At 53.3% G+C, this 15,505-nt stretch carries 13 protein-coding genes; 9 read left to right on the forward strand and 4 right to left on the reverse strand.

All coding sequences use genetic code 11. From position 1 onward, the window contains the following. The first annotated feature begins 2 nt into the window (after nucleotides 1–2). The 8 genes from fabZ to EJN92_RS17570 all read left to right on the forward strand — a co-directional run bounded on the left by fabZ (nucleotide 3) and on the right by EJN92_RS17570 (nucleotide 8,168). Nucleotides 3–488, forward strand: a complete 486-nt coding sequence (gene fabZ / locus EJN92_RS17535) for a 3-hydroxyacyl-ACP dehydratase FabZ (RefSeq protein ID WP_126128996.1) — start codon at nucleotides 3–5, stop codon at nucleotides 486–488. 2 nt (nucleotides 489–490) lie between these two features. Beyond that, complete coding sequence (gene lpxA / locus EJN92_RS17540) at nucleotides 491–1,279, forward strand: acyl-ACP--UDP-N-acetylglucosamine O-acyltransferase (RefSeq protein ID WP_126128997.1); 789 nt, start codon at nucleotides 491–493, stop codon at nucleotides 1,277–1,279. A gap of 21 nt (nucleotides 1,280–1,300) precedes the next feature. Then, nucleotides 1,301–2,455 carry a lipid-A-disaccharide synthase gene (lpxB, locus tag EJN92_RS17545; protein WP_227869594.1) on the forward strand — a complete coding sequence of 385 codons (1,155 nt, stop codon included), beginning with the start codon at nucleotides 1,301–1,303 and terminating at the stop codon, nucleotides 2,453–2,455. Nucleotides 2,456–2,527: 72 nt separating this feature from the next. After that, nucleotides 2,528–3,307: a TatD family hydrolase gene (locus EJN92_RS17550; RefSeq protein ID WP_126128998.1), complete on the forward strand. Its 780-nt coding sequence runs from the start codon at nucleotides 2,528–2,530 to the stop codon at nucleotides 3,305–3,307. Nucleotides 3,308–3,328: 21 nt separating this feature from the next. Beyond that, the gene (locus tag EJN92_RS17555) at nucleotides 3,329–4,036 is read left to right on the forward strand and encodes an ankyrin repeat domain-containing protein (protein ID WP_126128999.1); all 708 of its coding nucleotides are present in this window, start codon (nucleotides 3,329–3,331) and stop codon (nucleotides 4,034–4,036) included. Nucleotides 4,037–4,546: 510 nt separating this feature from the next. After that, nucleotides 4,547–6,280, forward strand: coding sequence for an ABC transporter permease (locus tag EJN92_RS17560; RefSeq protein ID WP_126129000.1), 1,734 nt, complete (start codon nucleotides 4,547–4,549; stop codon nucleotides 6,278–6,280). A gap of 55 nt (nucleotides 6,281–6,335) precedes the next feature. Next, the gene (locus EJN92_RS17565; protein ID WP_126129001.1) at nucleotides 6,336–7,634 is read left to right on the forward strand and encodes an ABC transporter ATP-binding protein; all 1,299 of its coding nucleotides are present in this window, start codon (nucleotides 6,336–6,338) and stop codon (nucleotides 7,632–7,634) included. A gap of 24 nt (nucleotides 7,635–7,658) precedes the next feature. Continuing rightward, nucleotides 7,659–8,168 (forward strand): energy transducer TonB, encoded by a 510-nt coding sequence (locus EJN92_RS17570; protein WP_227869595.1) that lies wholly within the window; start codon nucleotides 7,659–7,661, stop codon nucleotides 8,166–8,168. A gap of 208 nt (nucleotides 8,169–8,376) precedes the next feature. Here EJN92_RS17570 and EJN92_RS17575 read toward each other — a convergent pair whose 3' ends face one another. From EJN92_RS17575 to imuA, 3 genes are all read right to left on the reverse strand, one after another. Then, nucleotides 8,377–11,601, reverse strand: a complete 3,225-nt coding sequence (locus EJN92_RS17575) for an error-prone DNA polymerase (protein ID WP_322348666.1) — start codon at nucleotides 11,599–11,601, stop codon at nucleotides 8,377–8,379. A 211-nt stretch (nucleotides 11,602–11,812) separates the two neighbouring features. Further along, a complete protein-coding gene (locus EJN92_RS17580; protein ID WP_322348681.1) occupies nucleotides 11,813–13,354 on the reverse strand; it encodes a Y-family DNA polymerase in 1,542 nt (513 codons plus the stop codon). Continuing rightward, on the reverse strand, nucleotides 13,272–14,072 hold the full coding sequence (imuA, locus tag EJN92_RS21940; protein WP_126129003.1) for a translesion DNA synthesis-associated protein ImuA: 801 nt from the start codon (nucleotides 14,070–14,072) through the stop codon (nucleotides 13,272–13,274). The genes EJN92_RS17580 and imuA overlap by 83 nt, the downstream gene beginning before the upstream one ends. A 270-nt stretch (nucleotides 14,073–14,342) precedes the next feature. Between imuA and EJN92_RS17590 the strand changes: the two genes are divergently transcribed. Next, nucleotides 14,343–14,570 (forward strand): hypothetical protein, encoded by a 228-nt coding sequence (locus EJN92_RS17590; RefSeq protein ID WP_126129004.1) that lies wholly within the window; start codon nucleotides 14,343–14,345, stop codon nucleotides 14,568–14,570. Between the two features lie 199 nt (nucleotides 14,571–14,769). Here EJN92_RS17590 and EJN92_RS17595 read toward each other — a convergent pair whose 3' ends face one another. Continuing rightward, nucleotides 14,770–15,492 (reverse strand): 4'-phosphopantetheinyl transferase family protein, encoded by a 723-nt coding sequence (locus tag EJN92_RS17595; RefSeq protein ID WP_126129005.1) that lies wholly within the window; start codon nucleotides 15,490–15,492, stop codon nucleotides 14,770–14,772. Between the last annotated feature and the right edge of the window lie 13 nt (nucleotides 15,493–15,505).

Consider the following 15,505-nt stretch of genomic DNA (forward strand, 5'->3'; position numbering starts at 1 on the left):
TTATGAAGACTCTAGACATTAATCAAATCAAACAATATTTGCCGCACCGTTATCCTATGTTGCTGGTCGATCGCGTTTTGGAATGGGAAAGTGGCAAGAGCATTACCGCCATCAAAAATGTGACGGCGAATGAAGAATTCTTCAACGGACACTTCCCAAATAAGCCAGTCATGCCAGGCGTGCTAATGGTCGAAGCGATGGCGCAGACTGCCGCCATTTTGTCGTTTCTGACTATGGGTAAAAAACCAGATGAAAACACCATCGTGTATTTTGTCGGGATTGATAACGTGCGTTTCAAGCGTCCGGTAGAGCCAGGCGATCAATTGAAAATGGAAATCGAGATTACCCGGGTAAGCCGCGGCATCTGGAAATACAAGGCAAAAGCGTCGGTCGATGGTCAATTGGCTTTGGAAGGTGATTTGATGTGTACGCTCCGTACTGCCGATGATGCGGCAGTGGGGGTAACTACAGCAGCTGCTGCGGAGTAAAAATGGCGATCCATCCTAGTGCCTTGATTGATCCTAAAGCCAGCCTCGATAGTTCGGTCGAGGTGGGTGCCTACACCATTATCGGTCCGAATGTGCGCATAGACGCTGGGACAAAAATCGGACCGCATGTGGTGATAGAAGGACACACTACGATAGGGCGCGAGAATACCCTGTTTCAGTTTTCATCGATAGGCGCAGCGCCGCAAGATAAAAAATATGCGGGCGAGCCGACTCGCTTGGAGATCGGTGACCGCAATGTAATACGCGAATTTTGCACCTTTAATCTCGGTACTTCGCAGGACCTGGGTGTTACGCGTCTGGGCAATGATAACTGGATCATGGCCTATGTGCATATCGCGCATGATTGCCAGGTCGGCAATCATACGATTTTTGCGAATAATGCAGCCCTGGCTGGCCATGTCCACATAGGCGATTGGGTGATTTTGGGCGGGTTTTCAAACACCCATCAGTTTTGCAAAATTGGTGCGCATGCGATGGTCGGTATGAGTACCAGCTTAACCCAGGATGTGCCGCCATTCGTCATGCTCAATGGTAATCCGGCAGCGGCCCATGGTATCAATGTCGAGGGACTCAAGCGCCGTGGTTTTAGTCGCGAGCAAATCGCAGCGATACGCCAATCGTATAAATTATTGTACAAGTCTGGCTTGACGCTCGAAGAGGCGAAGCTTGCCTTGGACCAGCAAGTTGCTGATTTGCCGCCTGAACAAGCCTTACACGTCAAGGCGATGCGCAAATTTCTGGATGGCTCCACGCGCGGCATCGTTCGCTAAGCTAGAAAGTAAGCGTAAATCGTGACAAATCAAACTCGTATCGCCATGGTCGCCGGTGAAACTTCCGGTGATCTTTTGGCTGGGCGCTTATTGTCCGGGCTCAGGCCGCAATTACCTGATGCGCTAATGCATGGCATCGGCGGTCCACATATGATGGAGCATGGCTTCGTCAGCGACTATCCTATGGAAAAGTTGTCGGTGCGTGGCATCTTTGAAGTGCTGATGCATTACCGCGAAATTTCCGGGATACGCAAGCAACTTAGTCAGAGTTTGCTCGCTGAAAGGCCGGATGTCTTCATCGGTGTCGATGCGCCGGATTTTAATCTGGATCTGGAGATACAGCTCAAGCAGGCCGGTATTCCGACTATGCACTACATCAGCCCTTCCATTTGGGCCTGGCGCGGTGGGCGTATCAAAAAAATTGCACAAGCGGTCTCGCACATGCTGGTGGTATTTCCTTTTGAAGAAGAAATTTATCGCAAGGCCGGCATTCCTGCCACCTACGTCGGTCATCCCTTGGCGCAAGTGATAGAGATGGAACCTGATATGGCGGCGGCACGCGATGCGCTTGGTATCGCGCAGGATGCGACCGTGGTTGCCATGCTGCCGGGTAGCCGTATTTCTGAAATTAAATATAATACCGAGGCTTTCATCGCGACCGCCAAAATCCTTTGTGCGCGCGATCCTCAGTTGCAGATCGTGGTGCCTATGGTGGGCGAAAAGCAGCGTAGTTACTACATCAATCTGGTGGTGGCGGCAAAGCTGGATGGGGTGCCGGTATTGCTGGTCAATGGGCAATCGCATACGGTGATTGCAGCTGCCAATGTGGTCTTGGTCGCTTCCGGTACCGCTTCGCTAGAGGTGGCTTTGTTTAAGAAGCCTATGGTGATCGCCTACAAGATGATGGAAGCCTCGTGGCAAATCTTAAAGCATATGGGCTATCAACCCTGGATAGGTCTGCCGAATATTCTTGCCGAAGAATTTCTGGTGCCGGAATTTTTACAATCTGCCGCCACTCCTGAGGCGATGGCGCAAGCCTTGTGGCAGCAATTGACGGATCTACCCTTGCAGACTAGACTCAAGCAAAGGTTTACCGATATGCATCATGCCTTATTGCGTGACACCGCCAGCATCTCGGCACAAGCGGTTTTGAATGTGATCGCCAGTTCCAAGTAAACGTTAAGCTCATTGCCTTTTTGGTTTCTGTAGGCGCTGCTCCGACATCCTTATTTTGCTCTTCACTATCCCATGTATATAGATTCACATTGCCATATAAATTTCCCTGAACTCGCGGTGAGGATGCCCGAAATTTTGCAGAAAATGCAGGATAACGGTGTTACGCATGCGCTGTGCGTGTCGGTGGATTTGCCTGATTTTCCGCAAGTGTTGGCGCTGGCCGAGCAATATCCGCACATCTATGCCTCGGTCGGGGTGCATCCGGATTACGAAGACACCGAAGAGCCGAGCGCCGAGCAATTAGTCAAACTGTCGCAACACCCAAAAATTATTGCGATCGGTGAAACCGGCTTGGATTATTTTCGCCTCAAAGGAGATCTGGAGTGGCAGCGCGAACGCTTTCGCCAGCATATCCGTGCCTCACGCATCTGCGGCAAACCCTTAATTATTCATACCCGTGCGGCCTCGGAAGACACCATTCGCATCATGCGCGAAGAGCGCGCAGGTACGGATAAGGGCGGCGCGGCCGGTGTCATGCATTGCTTTACCGAATCCTTAGAAGTGGCCTTGGCGGCGATAGAGATGGGGTTTTATATTTCCTTCTCGGGCATACTGACATTTAAGAGTGCCAAAGACTTGCAAGCGGTCGCCAAGGCGCTGCCACTAGAGCGTATTTTGATAGAAACCGATTCGCCTTATCTGGCGCCGATGCCACATCGCGGCAAGATGAATGAACCAGGTTTTGTGCGGCACGTGGGTGAATATCTGGCTGACTTGAAGGGCTTGCCAGTCAAGCAGGTGCAGGAAGTTACCAGCAAAAACTTTTTTGATCTGTTTAAAATTACGCCTTAAGTCTGCGATGACTTTTCCTAAATGAAATTGCCTAAGTTCCCCTTTTCTCTGCCCGCGCTGCTGCTCTGCGGCTTATGCGTGCTAGTCGCTGGACTCAGTGGCTCGGCGCATGCCGCCGCCTACGACGACTTTTTATTTGCGGTCAAATTTAACGATGTGCGCACCGTGCAAAATTTGTTAGCCAAGGGCATGGATGCTAATACTCTGGAGGCGGAACGGGGTGAGACGGTGCTGATGATCGCACTGCGCGAAAAATCCATGAAAGTGGTGGAGCTCTTGCTTAAGCATCCTGAGATTAAGCTGGAAGCGCGCGCGCATAACGGTGATACGGCCCTGATGCTGGCTTCCTATCTGGGCAATCGTGCCGCAGTCACGCAGTTACTCGATGCAGGGGCTGAAGTGAATCAGCCTGGCTGGGCCGCTTTGCACTATGCTGCAATCAATGGCGACCTCAAAATTATTGCCTTACTGCTGGAGCATGCCGCTTACATCGATGCTATCTCCCCCAATAAAACCACGCCACTGATGATGGCAGTGCGCTCAGGTAAATTGGCTGCGGTTCAATTATTACTCGACGAGGGCGCGGATATAGGCCTGATCAATAGTATGAACTTGTCGGCCCTCGATTTTGCGATACAGCTGGAGCAAAAAGAAATCGCCAGCGAATTAAGAGCACGCCAGCAAGCGCACGCCAGTCGGCCAGGCAGCGCGCCCGCTAAATCTGATTAATTTTTGCGCTGCGTAGCTATCCTCCCTCTCATATTTATAGGGGAGTATGGCCAAAAACACGGTAGATAGCGCGTATATCTATTGCGCAGTAAAAATATACCCCCCTCAGTATAGTAATGCGTGTTGCTAGCGAAACTATCTCTGTGTTACAGTACGCGCTTCTAATTAATGGAGCACGATCTGTGGACAGTTATAGTTGTCGATCTTTGATCGATCACATCCTGGCAAAGTAAACGCAGATTTCTGTCGCTACCTTGCCGTCACCGGCGGGTAGTTGCATCTAGCAGTTTGTTCAAACTGCTACTTCCTTCTTCCCCACATTTTAAGCGCGTGTTTAACACGATCTCTGAACCCCGCAACGGGTGTCGAATTCTGTTCGCGCGTATAACTTATTCATCTTGTTCTGTGGTGCATGCATACACAGGGCAGGTTTGATTGAGGAGAACATTTTGTCCTTACTATTTTTTACTCAGGCTATGCTTGGCCGTGGCTGCAATTGGGAGCGTGCTGATGTTTGAGCTTTTCAATATGCAAAAGCGCACAGATAGCGCCACTACTAGCGGTCCGAATCGTTGGGATTGGGCCTTGTTGCCCTTGGTGTTGGCATTGATCGTTTTGTTTGCGTTTGCCGCCATGCAGATGAGTCATCCGTTTGCGGTTGGCGAGACTTTGCAGATATCGCTAGATCCCGCTTATCTTCCGTATTATTTGCTACGCACGATTTTACGGATGTTTACGGCTTTGGCGTTCTCGCTGCTGTTCAGTCTGCTATTCGCCGCTATTGCGGTGAAATATGCCGCCGCCGAAAAAGTGATGATACCGGCGCTGGATATTTTGCAGTCGGTACCTATCTTGGGATTTCAGGCAATTGCGATTGCGCCGTTTATTGCCTTGTTCCCCGGCAATTTGCTCGGCGTAGAGTGCGCTGCGGTGTTTGCGATCTTTACTTCGCAAGCCTGGAATATGGCGTTTAGCCTGTATCAATCGATGCGCACGGTGCCGCCTGAGCTCAATGAGGCGGCACGTATCTTCCGACTGTCCGGTTGGCAGCGCTTCTGGCGACTGGAATTGCCTTTTGCCATGCCGGGCTTGCTGTGGAATATGATGATGTCGATGTCGGGCGGCTGGTTTTTTCTGGTGGCGGCTGAGGCGATCTCGGTGGCTGGCCAGGATATTAAATTGCCCGGTATAGGTTCGTATATTGCGGTGGCGATCGAAGCCGAAAATGGCATTGCGATCGCATGGGCGATTACCGCCATGTTAGCGGGGATTTTGCTGTACGACCAATTGTTTTTCCGTCCTTTGCTGGCATGGGCCGATAAGTTTCGGTTTGAAGAGTCGCAAGGTGACACCGCGCAGCAATCATGGTTACTCGACTGGATGCGCAGCAGTTATTGGTTGCGCTCAGGCTCTGAGCGCATGTGGGCCTGGTTAAGCCGAGCCTTGGGCTGGTTTAGTCTGAAACATGATGGCACTTCTAGTCTATCTTTAGCGTCTAGCCATAGTCCGCTGTGGGGGCGCGCTTGGGATGTGACGCTGACGCTGGCGTGTTTGTGGGGCGTGTATAGCTTGGTCAGTTTTGTGCATATCGATGTCGGCTGGGCTGAGGTGGCGCATGTAGTCGGTCTGGGTTTGATTACCCTGTTGCGGGTGATTCTGCTGATAGGCCTGGCCTCTCTGGTGTGGGTGCCGATTGCTGTGTGGGTGGGGCTGCGGCCGCAATACTCGCAGCGGGTGCAGGCAGTGGCGCAGTTTTTAGCCGCTTTCCCGGTCAACCTGATGTTCCCGGTGGTGGTGTTTTTTATGCTCTCGCTAAAACTTAATGCCAATATCTGGCTTAGTCCTTTGATGGTGTTTGGTACCCAGTGGTACATCTTGTTTAACGTCGTCGCCGGTGCCGCAACCATCCCGAATGAATTGCGTCTGGCTGCCGACAATCTGGGTTTGAAAGGCTGGTTGAAATGGAAGCGCGTGTATCTGCCAGCGGTGTTCCCTAGTTACGTGACGGGTGCCATTACCGCCAGCGGCGGCTCCTGGAATGCCAGTATCGTGGCCGAATACGTGACCTGGGGTAAAACCACTCTGGTGGCCGATGGCTTAGGCAGTTATATCAAGCAGATGACCGAGCTAGGGGATTTTCATCGGATCGCACTCGGTATCGCGGTGATGTGCGTCTTCGTCATGTTACTCAATCGTTTTTTCTGGCGCAGATTGTATTCGCTGGCGGAAGACCGTAGTAGCTAAGATCTGTGACAAAGCGGCTAAGTAAAAATATGCGAGCATCAGCAGGAGAGAAACCATGAAACAAAATTTAATCGAACTCAATCAGGTTGCCAAATCTTTTAAAGCGGCCGATGGGCATGACCGTAGCGTATTGGAAAAACTTGATTTCCAATTGGCAGAGGGCGAGATCGTCGCTTTGCTGGGTAAGTCGGGCTCAGGCAAGTCCACCTTATTACGCATCATGGCCGGCTTGATACCTGCCGATACCGGGCAATTATCCTATCGCGGTAAGGCTATTTATGGGCCGGTAGCCGGGATTGCTATGGTGTTTCAGTCTTTCGCCTTGTTTCCGTGGCTGACGGTGCAGCAAAATGTAGAGCTGGGTTTAGAGGCGCAGGGCGTCGCCAGCGATGAGCGCAAGAGCCGTACCGATGCCGTCTTGGAATTGATCGGTCTGGCCGGTTTTGGTGGTGCCTTGCCGCGGGAATTGTCGGGCGGCATGAAGCAGCGCGTGGGGATAGCACGTGCATTGGTGACCAATCCCGATGTGCTCTTGATGGATGAAGCGTTTTCCGCGCTCGATGTGTTGACGGGCGAGACGCTGCGTAACGATATGTTGGAGTTGTGGGATGAAAACCGTATTCCGACCAAGGGTATCCTGATCGTTTCGCATAATATTGAAGAGGCGGTCATGATGGCGGACCGTATCATCATCATGTCCAGCAACCCTGGCTGCATACGTTCGGAAGTGAAGATAGATTTGCCGCGTCCGCGCGATGTGGATGCGCTCGAAGTGCGGGCCTTGATTGATGAAGTGTACGGCCTGATGACCATGCGCACCGCGCAAGAGACTGCCGGTGGTGGTACACATACCCGCCATTTGGGTTATCGTTTGCCGGAGACCGATGTCAGTCGCATCGAGGGTGTGTTGGATTTGTTGGCGCAGGCTCCGTTTAATGGGCGTGCCGATTTGCCACAACTGGCCGAGGAAGTTGATCTCAACGATGAAGAGTTATTCCCTACCTATGAAGCCTTGAGTTTATTAGGATTGGCTATACTAGAGAAGGGCGATATTATTCTTAGTCCGCTTGGTCAGCATTATGCCGATGCCGATCAGACTTTAAGACAAGAATTGTTCGGTCAGCAATTGCTGACGCATGTGCCACTGGCCGCGCATATACGGCGCAATCTTGAGCAAGAGAGCAGCGGCAGTTTGCCTGAGCAGCCTTTCATTGAATTGCTGGAAGAGTTTTTGAAAGCCGATGAAGCCAAGCGGGTGCTTGAAATAGCGATTGAATGGGGGCGTTACGGCGAGGTCTACGAGTATGATTACCATACCGGACGCCTGAGTTTGCCGGACGATGATGACGATTGATAGTGGTTAATGGCGATGGCTTGAATGACGCTGCTAGCAGCTGAATTGAAAGTGTTGGACATGAAAATAAGACGCATAGTGTTGCTTGCCTGTTGTGCCGTAGCCGCTTGTTCCACACCTACACCAGGTGGAAAAAAAGGCGATGAAGTCGGAAAAAAATCCGATGAGAGAGTAGGTTCATCGAACTCTTTGACGCTCAATGGCTATAAGCGTGAATTGGCGCAGCATCTTTGTGGGCGTAATGCCAGCAAGGTGTATGCGGAGAGACCGCAGGCCTTGCTGCGCTCGGTGATCGTCTTAAAATACAGCATGAATGGCGAGGGTAAATTACTGCGCAGCGAGGTGCTGCGCAGCAACCACGATAAAGTCACAGAAAACATTGCCCTGGCGAGTATCAGCAATGCCGCGCCTTTTCCTAAGCCTAGTTCGCTGCTGGTAAAAAACGGTAAATTAGAGATCACCGAGACCTGGTTGTTTAATGACGATGGCCGTTTTCAATTAAGAACCATCGCCCAGCCGCAAATGAGCGAATAAACGTAACTTTTCAGCCGCCTATGAAGGAAGTCAAAACCTCTCAACACTGAGGCACAGAGACTCAGAGAGAAAAGTCGGGAAGTTCTTCGTTTTTTCTCTGTGCCTCTGTGTCTCCTGTGACAGGGTTCTTTTTTTAAATGGTTTTCGTAGCTGGCTGAATAATCACGAATATACAATGTGCTGACGCTAACGCTGGTACCGGCTAGGGTTAACAAAAATCCCGGCTGGTGCTTTCTAATTGTCCGAGTAAATGCGACAGATCCACCAGGCGCTTTGCCACCAGATGGCAGACTTCGCCTTCGCGCTGCCAGATGCCGTACACCCCTAGCAGTCTGGCGCTGAGCACCTCTTTGCGCTGTTGCTCTACCAGCGAAGGCCAGATAATCACATTCACCGGTCCAGTCTCATCTTCTATCGTGATGAATAGCACGCCATTGGCGGTGCCGGGGCGCTGGCGTACCGTAACCATGCCGCAGCCGCGTGCAAATTGGCGATTCTGGAAAGTGTTCAATAACTCTGCCGGTAAGAAGCGCAGCTTGAGCAGGCGCTGGCGCAATAAGGCGAGCGGGTGCCGTCCTAGTGTCAAGCCGGCACTGTGGTAATCACTGACGATCTCTTGCGCTTCGCTCGGCGCGGCCAACACTGGAGTCTGCTCTTCCAGCGTGACGCTATGGAGTAAGTCTTTATCCGGTATTGCCGCCACGGCCTGCCACAAGGCGAGGCGGCGATGTCCGGCCAGTGAGACCAGCGCATTGCCAGCGGCTAAGGCTTCGATGTCGCGGCGGTTTAGTTGTGCGCGCCGCGCCAGATCCGTCATGTCGCTAAAGGCGCGCTGCGTGCGTGCCGCCTGTATGCGCTGTGCCGCCTCAAAAGACATGCCGCGCAAAAGTGACATTCCTAAGCGTACCGCGCTCGGGGATGTTTTGCTTCGATCATTGCTTCGATCATTGCTTCGATCATTGCTTCGATCATCGTGCTCCAGACAGGATTCCCAGTTGCTCGCCTCTATCGTGACCGGTCTGACGACGACGCCATGACGGCGAGCATCCTGCACCAGTTGCGATGGCGAATAAAATCCCAGCGGTTGTGAGTTGAGCAGCGCACATAAAAAAACGGCAGGTTCGTGGCATTTGATCCAGCTGCTGGCGTAAGTCAGAATGGCAAAACTGGCGGCGTGGCTTTCGGGAAAACCGTATTCGCCAAAGCCTAACATCTGATTGAAAATAGCCGTCGCAAATGGCTCGTCGTAGCCATTTTTTTGCATGCTGTTGATGATGCGCTCTTTGTAATGTGCCAGTCCGCCTTTGCGTTTCCAGGCCGCCATGGCACGCCGTAACTCATCGGCTTCGCCCGGGCTAAAATCGGCCGCCACCATGGCGATGCGCATTACTTGCTCCTGGAAGATAGGCACACCCAGGGTACGTGCGAGGATTTTTTCTATCTCGGGTTTCGGGTAGCTGATGGCTTCCAAACCCTGTCTTCTGCGTAAATACGGATGCACCATGCCGCCCTGTATCGGGCCGGGCCTGACGATCGCCACCTGTACCACCAGATCGTAAAAGGTTTGCGGACGCAGGCGTGGCAACATACTCATTTGGGCGCGCGATTCAATTTGAAATACGCCTATGGTATCGGCCCGGCATATCATCTGATAGGTGGCGGCATCTTCGCGTGGTATCTGCTGCATAGTGCGCGGCCGGCCGGGTAGGGTGGCCATCAGATCAAAGGCGCGCTTGAGTGCCGAGAGCATGCCCAGTGCCAACACATCGACCTTGAGTAGGCCTAGCGACTCAAGATCATCTTTATCCCACTCAATCACGCTGCGCTGTTTCATCGCCGCATTTTCTATCGGCACCAGGCGCGATAGTTTGCCTTTGGCGATTACGAAACCGCCGCTGTGTTGCGATAAATGGCGAGGAAAGCCGAGTAACTGGCTCGCCAGGCTAGCCCATTGCTGCGCCAGCGCAGAATCCGGGTCTAGTCCGCTTTCGCTAAAGCGCTGGAGTAAATCGTGCTTACTATCAAACCAGTGATGTGCTTTGGCGACAGCATCGACCAGTGCCAGATCGACGCCGAGCGCCTTGCCGGCTTCGCGCAAAGCGCCTTTGGGGCGGTAAGTGTGGACTGCTGCCGCCAGCGCGGTACGATTTCTGCCGTATTTTTTATACAGATACTGGATCACCTCTTCGCGCCGCTGGTGCTCAAAATCGACATCGATATCGGGTGGTTCGCCGCGCTCTTTGGATAAGAAACGCTCGAATAGCAGAGTGTCGCTATCTGGACTGACTTCAGTGATGTGCAGGCAATAGCAGACCACCGAATTAGCCGCTGAACCACGCCCCTGGCACAAGATGCCTTGTGAGCGGGCGAATCTGACGATGTCGTACACGGTTAAGAAGTAGGGCTCGTAAGCGAGATCGTTGATCAGGTGCAGCTCGTACTCTATTTTTTGTATGACGTTGGCGCTGATGCCGAGCGGGTAGCGTAGCTGTGCGCCTCTATACACCTCCTGTTTTAAATAACTGGCGGGCGTTTGTCCTGCCGGCACCAGTTCATCCGGGTACTCATAGCGCAATTCATCCAGTGAAAAATCACACAGGCTGGCAATCTTGATGCTTTCTGCCAGCGCTGCTGCCGGATACAGCGAGGCCAGGCGCAAGCGCGAGCGCAGATGTTGCTCGGCATTCGGTGCCAGTTGGTAACCGCAATCGGCGATGCTTTTACTCAGGCGTATCGCCGTGAGCGTATCTTGCAAGGGTTTGCGCGAACGCACATGCATGCAGACCTGGCCTATCGCCACCAGCGGCAGGCGCTGGTGTTGGGCAATCGCCGTGACCCGGCCTTGATGCAATTCATCCATGCCACGGGTGAGTAAATTAAGCCCCAGCCAGGCGCGTTGCGGGAAATTGTTCTTGATCCATGCCGCTTGTCTGGAGAGCGCTTCGATACTGGCCGGATAGTCAGGCACCAGGATCAGCAGGCAATCGGGTAAGCCGCGCAGATGGGCATACTCGGTGGGTGGCGCGCTAAAATCTTGTGCGGTAATGAAGTAGGTCCCTTTGGTGGCGCGGGTGCGTGCCAGTGTGATCAGTTCAGACAGATTGCCATAGCCTTCACGATTTTGCGCCAGCGCGATCAGGGTGCAGCCATCTTGCTCATCGCTGGCGCTGAGTTTGAAATGCGCACCTATCAGTAGCGGTAGGCTATGTTTTTTCGCCTCTTCATGGGCCCGCACTACGCCTGCCAGAGAGCATTCGTCGGTGATCGCCAGCGCGCGATAGCCGAGCTTGACGGCGCGTGCCACCAATTCTTCTGCATGGGATGCGCCTTGCAGAAACGTGAAGTTAGACAGACAAAATAATTCTGCGTAATCTGGAAGGGAGGTGGCGCTAGGCAGCGGCATCTGGCCGGGCCCGGGTTTAGGCTTATTCATGCTTATTTATGCTGATCCATGCTGATTCAAGCTCAGTGTTGGCGAGCAGATGAGCGCTAGCTGTGGCGCTCGGACGTGTTTGAAATTTAAAAGTGGCCTGGCCGGACGCGCATATTCCATGCGGGTTTCCAGTCATGTCGGCCTGCAAGGCGCATGGGATATGCGCGCTGGGCTTACCACTGTTTGAAAAAGCTTTTGCATGTTTGCGACCTTATCCGAACCAGCCATGCAGATACCAGACTGCAGCTTCATTCGCCTGCTCGGCCTGTTGTGCCGCGCTGATTCTCTCGTGGTAGATCCAGCAGCGCAGATGTTCGCTGGTTTCGGCGATGAAGTAATCGCGGGTGATTAATTGCCCATTCCACCAACCGGCTTCGATGCGTTCGGGCGGCGAGAGTATGCTCAGTGCGCCGCGATAATACGGCCTATGTTGTCTTAGTTCCAGAGCGATGGGTGTGGCCAGCAACCAGCTCGGGCGGTTCATCATGGCTGCCGGTGCGGGCGCTAATTGCGCCGCGTTGTGCGTTGTGCTATGCGCCTTGGACTGCGACTGCAGCGCGGCTATCCAGTGATTCGCTACTTCCGGTCTGTAGTCGGCGAGCGGCTGCGTTTGCAGGATATTCTCGCTGCCCAAGCGTGCCACTAGTAGCTCTAATAAGCGGTGCTGCTGTTGCGGGCTGCCGCTTGGGTCGGGAAACAGGCTGGCGCTGGGGGCTTGCATGGCGACCAGCTGTGCGGCGTGCAGACGCAAGCCTATCACCGGCGTGGCAAGGCTTAGTTGCGCCAGTCTTTCTTTTAATAAGCGCGCCAGATGCTCGGCTTGCCAGGTGGGTTCGGCTAAGCTGATCATGACCTGGCTAGGCGCGACTGCCAGGCGTCCGCGCTCGTGCTCCAACTCTAGTTGTAATTGGCTCAGCGCCAACTGTTTGGCTCTGAGCCAGCCACTCAGTTGTTGCAGTAAGACTTGCGCATAATTGAGCAAGGCCTCGGCCTGTTCTATGCGCTCAGGTAGTTCGACGTAGGCGATAAATTCTGCCGGCACTTGCAGCCACTGATGTAGTTCTGCGGCTTGGCCGTAAGCGTAGTCCAGGCTGGCGAGTAAGGCCTTGCCACAGCGTCGCTGTATCCCGGCGCGTGGTAGTTGGCGCAGACTTTTTAAATCATGACAGTCTATGCCCTGCAGCCAGTCGCGCCAGGGCGCGGCGGCAGCTAATAAGCGCACCGGAAGAGGATCTAGCCGCGCACTGAGGCGGCGCGCTGTCAGGCAGTAGCGCCCGCGTCGGCCTGTTGCGCTGGCTGCATGCGCCATGAGCCAGGCTGCGCCTGCGCTAGGGGCATAGCCCAGCGTGACGCTGACGCCCAGTAGCGCCATGCTGGCCAGCACGCGCTGCCGCAATTGCCGCACCCCGCCAAACAGGCGCAAGCTGGCACCGATATTCATCAGTAAGCTAGCCTGCTCGGCGCTGGCCACCTGTGGCGAGTAGATAAGTAGCGCGAGCGCGACACGTTGCAGTGTCGCTTGCTCTTGCGCAGCATCATATTGCCTCAGTTTCGCCTCGGGTAGCAGCATCGCCACACTGCCACTGCGCATGCCCAGTTGCACACCGGCCGCGCGCGCATAGTTTGATAGCGCTACCACGCGATTTTTATCCAGCACCACCGTGCCATGATCAGCCAGCCAGTTCGGCTGGAAAGTTTCTATGCTGAGCAGTGGTAAATGCACGGCCAGCCACAGTACGGGTGGCTTGGGCACGGTTGGCGATGTTGCTGTTGCTTTCGCTAATGAGTGGGTGCTCAACATGCTCATGCTCATAAATAGTGGTGTCAGGGCGGGCGCGATACATAGCGGCCAGGCGTGCCTGAGGAATAATCAAAGGTGCATGCGCTTGCGTACCGCGTCGCTTGATAATCTCTACCTGGAGGCCAAGTGCGACGCGCTGCAGCTTCAGGCGTAAGGGCGCGGGTGAAGGATTAAGCGCTTGCTGCTGCGCACGGATCACGGTAAACAGCGTGTTGCCGCTTTGTGCCGCCAGATGCAGGCGACGCAGATTCTCGCTTCTGATTTGGCTAGGCCAAAACAGCAGCGCGGCACAACTAGCACTACGTAAAATTTGTTCGGCGCTCCACAGCGCATCGCTATGGGTCTTGCAGCGCAGCCAAAGAATGCGTGAGATATCCAGACCAAGTTCCGCTAAACCCAGCGCCTGCGGTTGATACGGCGGCTCTAGCAAAATGATGTGGCCGCGCTGCAAACCCGCCAGGGCTGGTTGCAATAGCGCTAGCTCTGCCGTGCCAGGATGCTGTATCAGGATTTCACTCAAAGCGCCCATGGGCCAGCCTGCACCGGGTAGCTCGGCGGCTAAGTCTGAGTAGCCGCAAGCCACATAATCACCATGAGCACGCGCCAGTTGTGAGGCGCGCCATAGCGAAGGATGGATGCTTTCTGGCGCGGGATGGGGGCTCGATTTCATGGTATGCCAAATAAAAAAACTACTGTATATAAAATCAGTATAATCGCTTATTCAGATAAATTCAAACTTGTTGTCGCTTGTTGTAAAAGGCGCGCGAAAAAAGCAGAAAAACCACGGAAAATATAAATACTGATTGCATATACAGTACTTTGTGCTAAAGTGATCAACATGCAATCCGATAGAAATTTATGCACTTACAGGTTTTATAGAGTTCATAGAATTCCTTAATTCACCTAGTTCACCTAATTTACGAAATGGAGATCACCTCAAATGACTAACCTCGAACAAACTTTTGATGCGCGTTTTAGCCTGCAATTTGCACCTAGCTCATTTTTAATGCGCGTGGGTAGTCGAGAGATTTTTGTGTGTCTCGATTTCAGACGACGTCCATATCGGGTTAATCCCATCATGGATTGCTCCACCGGAGTACAAGCCGGGCATCTGGAAATTTTAGTCTTGCGTAAGTGGCTAGTGATTTTGTCTAAAGCCAATTGGTGATCTTGGCAGACCTGAAGTAGTTCAGTGGCGGCATTGCGAGCGCATTGAGCCAGACTGTGGGGGCGTAGAATGGCGCGCTTAGTTTGTACTGAATTTGCACTGAATCTTGGCCGAATCAAGCCTCAATTGCAGTTGGCTTGTCAGTTAATTGAGCATTGCTGCCATATTTGATTTAGTCTGAAACTGGCCCGGCAAAACTCTAGATTTTTATAGCGAGAGCGCCGACATAGCCTGTTGGTAGGTCTAGTTGCTGATAGCGATAGGCGGCCGTATCCGCGTTGCTTGATACTGACCATTCACTTAAGCCTAGCCCCTGGCATTTACATCTGGCTTCCAGTTGTGCCCAGTGTAGGGCGAAGCAGGCCATTTGTTGTGCTGGGTCTGTGGCGGCGATGGCGGCGCTCACCTCCGGCCCTAAATACAGCGTCGCAACCGCTTGCCAGTCGGGTAGATGGGCTAGTTTGAGCAAATCTACGCCTATTTTCCAGTCTAAGTCTGTGCCATTCGCATACTCATTTTTCGAGCTATCTTCAGCGTTATTTTCAGCGCCAACTTCAGCCTCATTTGGCTGCTGCTCACTATGCTCTCCATGCTCAAGTGCTTCATTGCGCTGACGAGTCCGTATCGCTGCAATCGATAAACCGCTTTCATGGCTAATGGAGAGGGCGATCTGATGCCCGGGGATAGATAATTTAAGTCCCGGTACTTGGCCGGGCTGGCGCTCCAATACGAGCTGTTCGCTAGTGCAGGCATAGGCGCAACTGAGCAAGTCGCGTACGGCCAGACGCAGCTGCTGCCTAGCCCACTCGCGACTGGCAGCAGCTGGGCTTGCGATACTGACTACCACTAAGGCATGCTCGGCCAAGGCAGTCAGTGCGGCTGCGCTTTGCTCTGGCCAGCTATACACGGTCAGCACCGACATGGTTTTTTGGTCT

It is taken from the genome of Undibacterium parvum, assembly GCF_003955735.1.
GTDB lineage: Bacteria > Pseudomonadota > Gammaproteobacteria > Burkholderiales > Burkholderiaceae_D > Undibacterium > Undibacterium parvum.

Coding starts and splice junctions, on each gene's coding strand:
- EJN92_RS17550 (WP_126128998.1), top strand. CDS start 2,528: ATGTATATAGATTCACATTGCCATATAAATTTCCCTGAACTCGCGGTG.
- EJN92_RS17575 (WP_322348666.1), bottom strand. CDS start 11,601: ATGAATAAGCCTAAACCCGGGCCCGGCCAGATGCCGCTGCCTAGCGCC.
- lpxA (WP_126128997.1), top strand. CDS start 491: ATGGCGATCCATCCTAGTGCCTTGATTGATCCTAAAGCCAGCCTCGAT.
- EJN92_RS17570 (WP_227869595.1), top strand. CDS start 7,659: ATGACGCTGCTAGCAGCTGAATTGAAAGTGTTGGACATGAAAATAAGA.
- imuA (WP_126129003.1), bottom strand. CDS start 14,072: ATGAAATCGAGCCCCCATCCCGCGCCAGAAAGCATCCATCCTTCGCTA.
- EJN92_RS17595 (WP_126129005.1), bottom strand. CDS start 15,492: ATGTCGGTGCTGACCGTGTATAGCTGGCCAGAGCAAAGCGCAGCCGCA.
- EJN92_RS17555 (WP_126128999.1), top strand. CDS start 3,329: ATGAAATTGCCTAAGTTCCCCTTTTCTCTGCCCGCGCTGCTGCTCTGC.
- EJN92_RS17560 (WP_126129000.1), top strand. CDS start 4,547: ATGTTTGAGCTTTTCAATATGCAAAAGCGCACAGATAGCGCCACTACT.
- EJN92_RS17565 (WP_126129001.1), top strand. CDS start 6,336: ATGAAACAAAATTTAATCGAACTCAATCAGGTTGCCAAATCTTTTAAA.
- EJN92_RS17590 (WP_126129004.1), top strand. CDS start 14,343: ATGACTAACCTCGAACAAACTTTTGATGCGCGTTTTAGCCTGCAATTT.
- fabZ (WP_126128996.1), top strand. CDS start 3: ATGAAGACTCTAGACATTAATCAAATCAAACAATATTTGCCGCACCGT.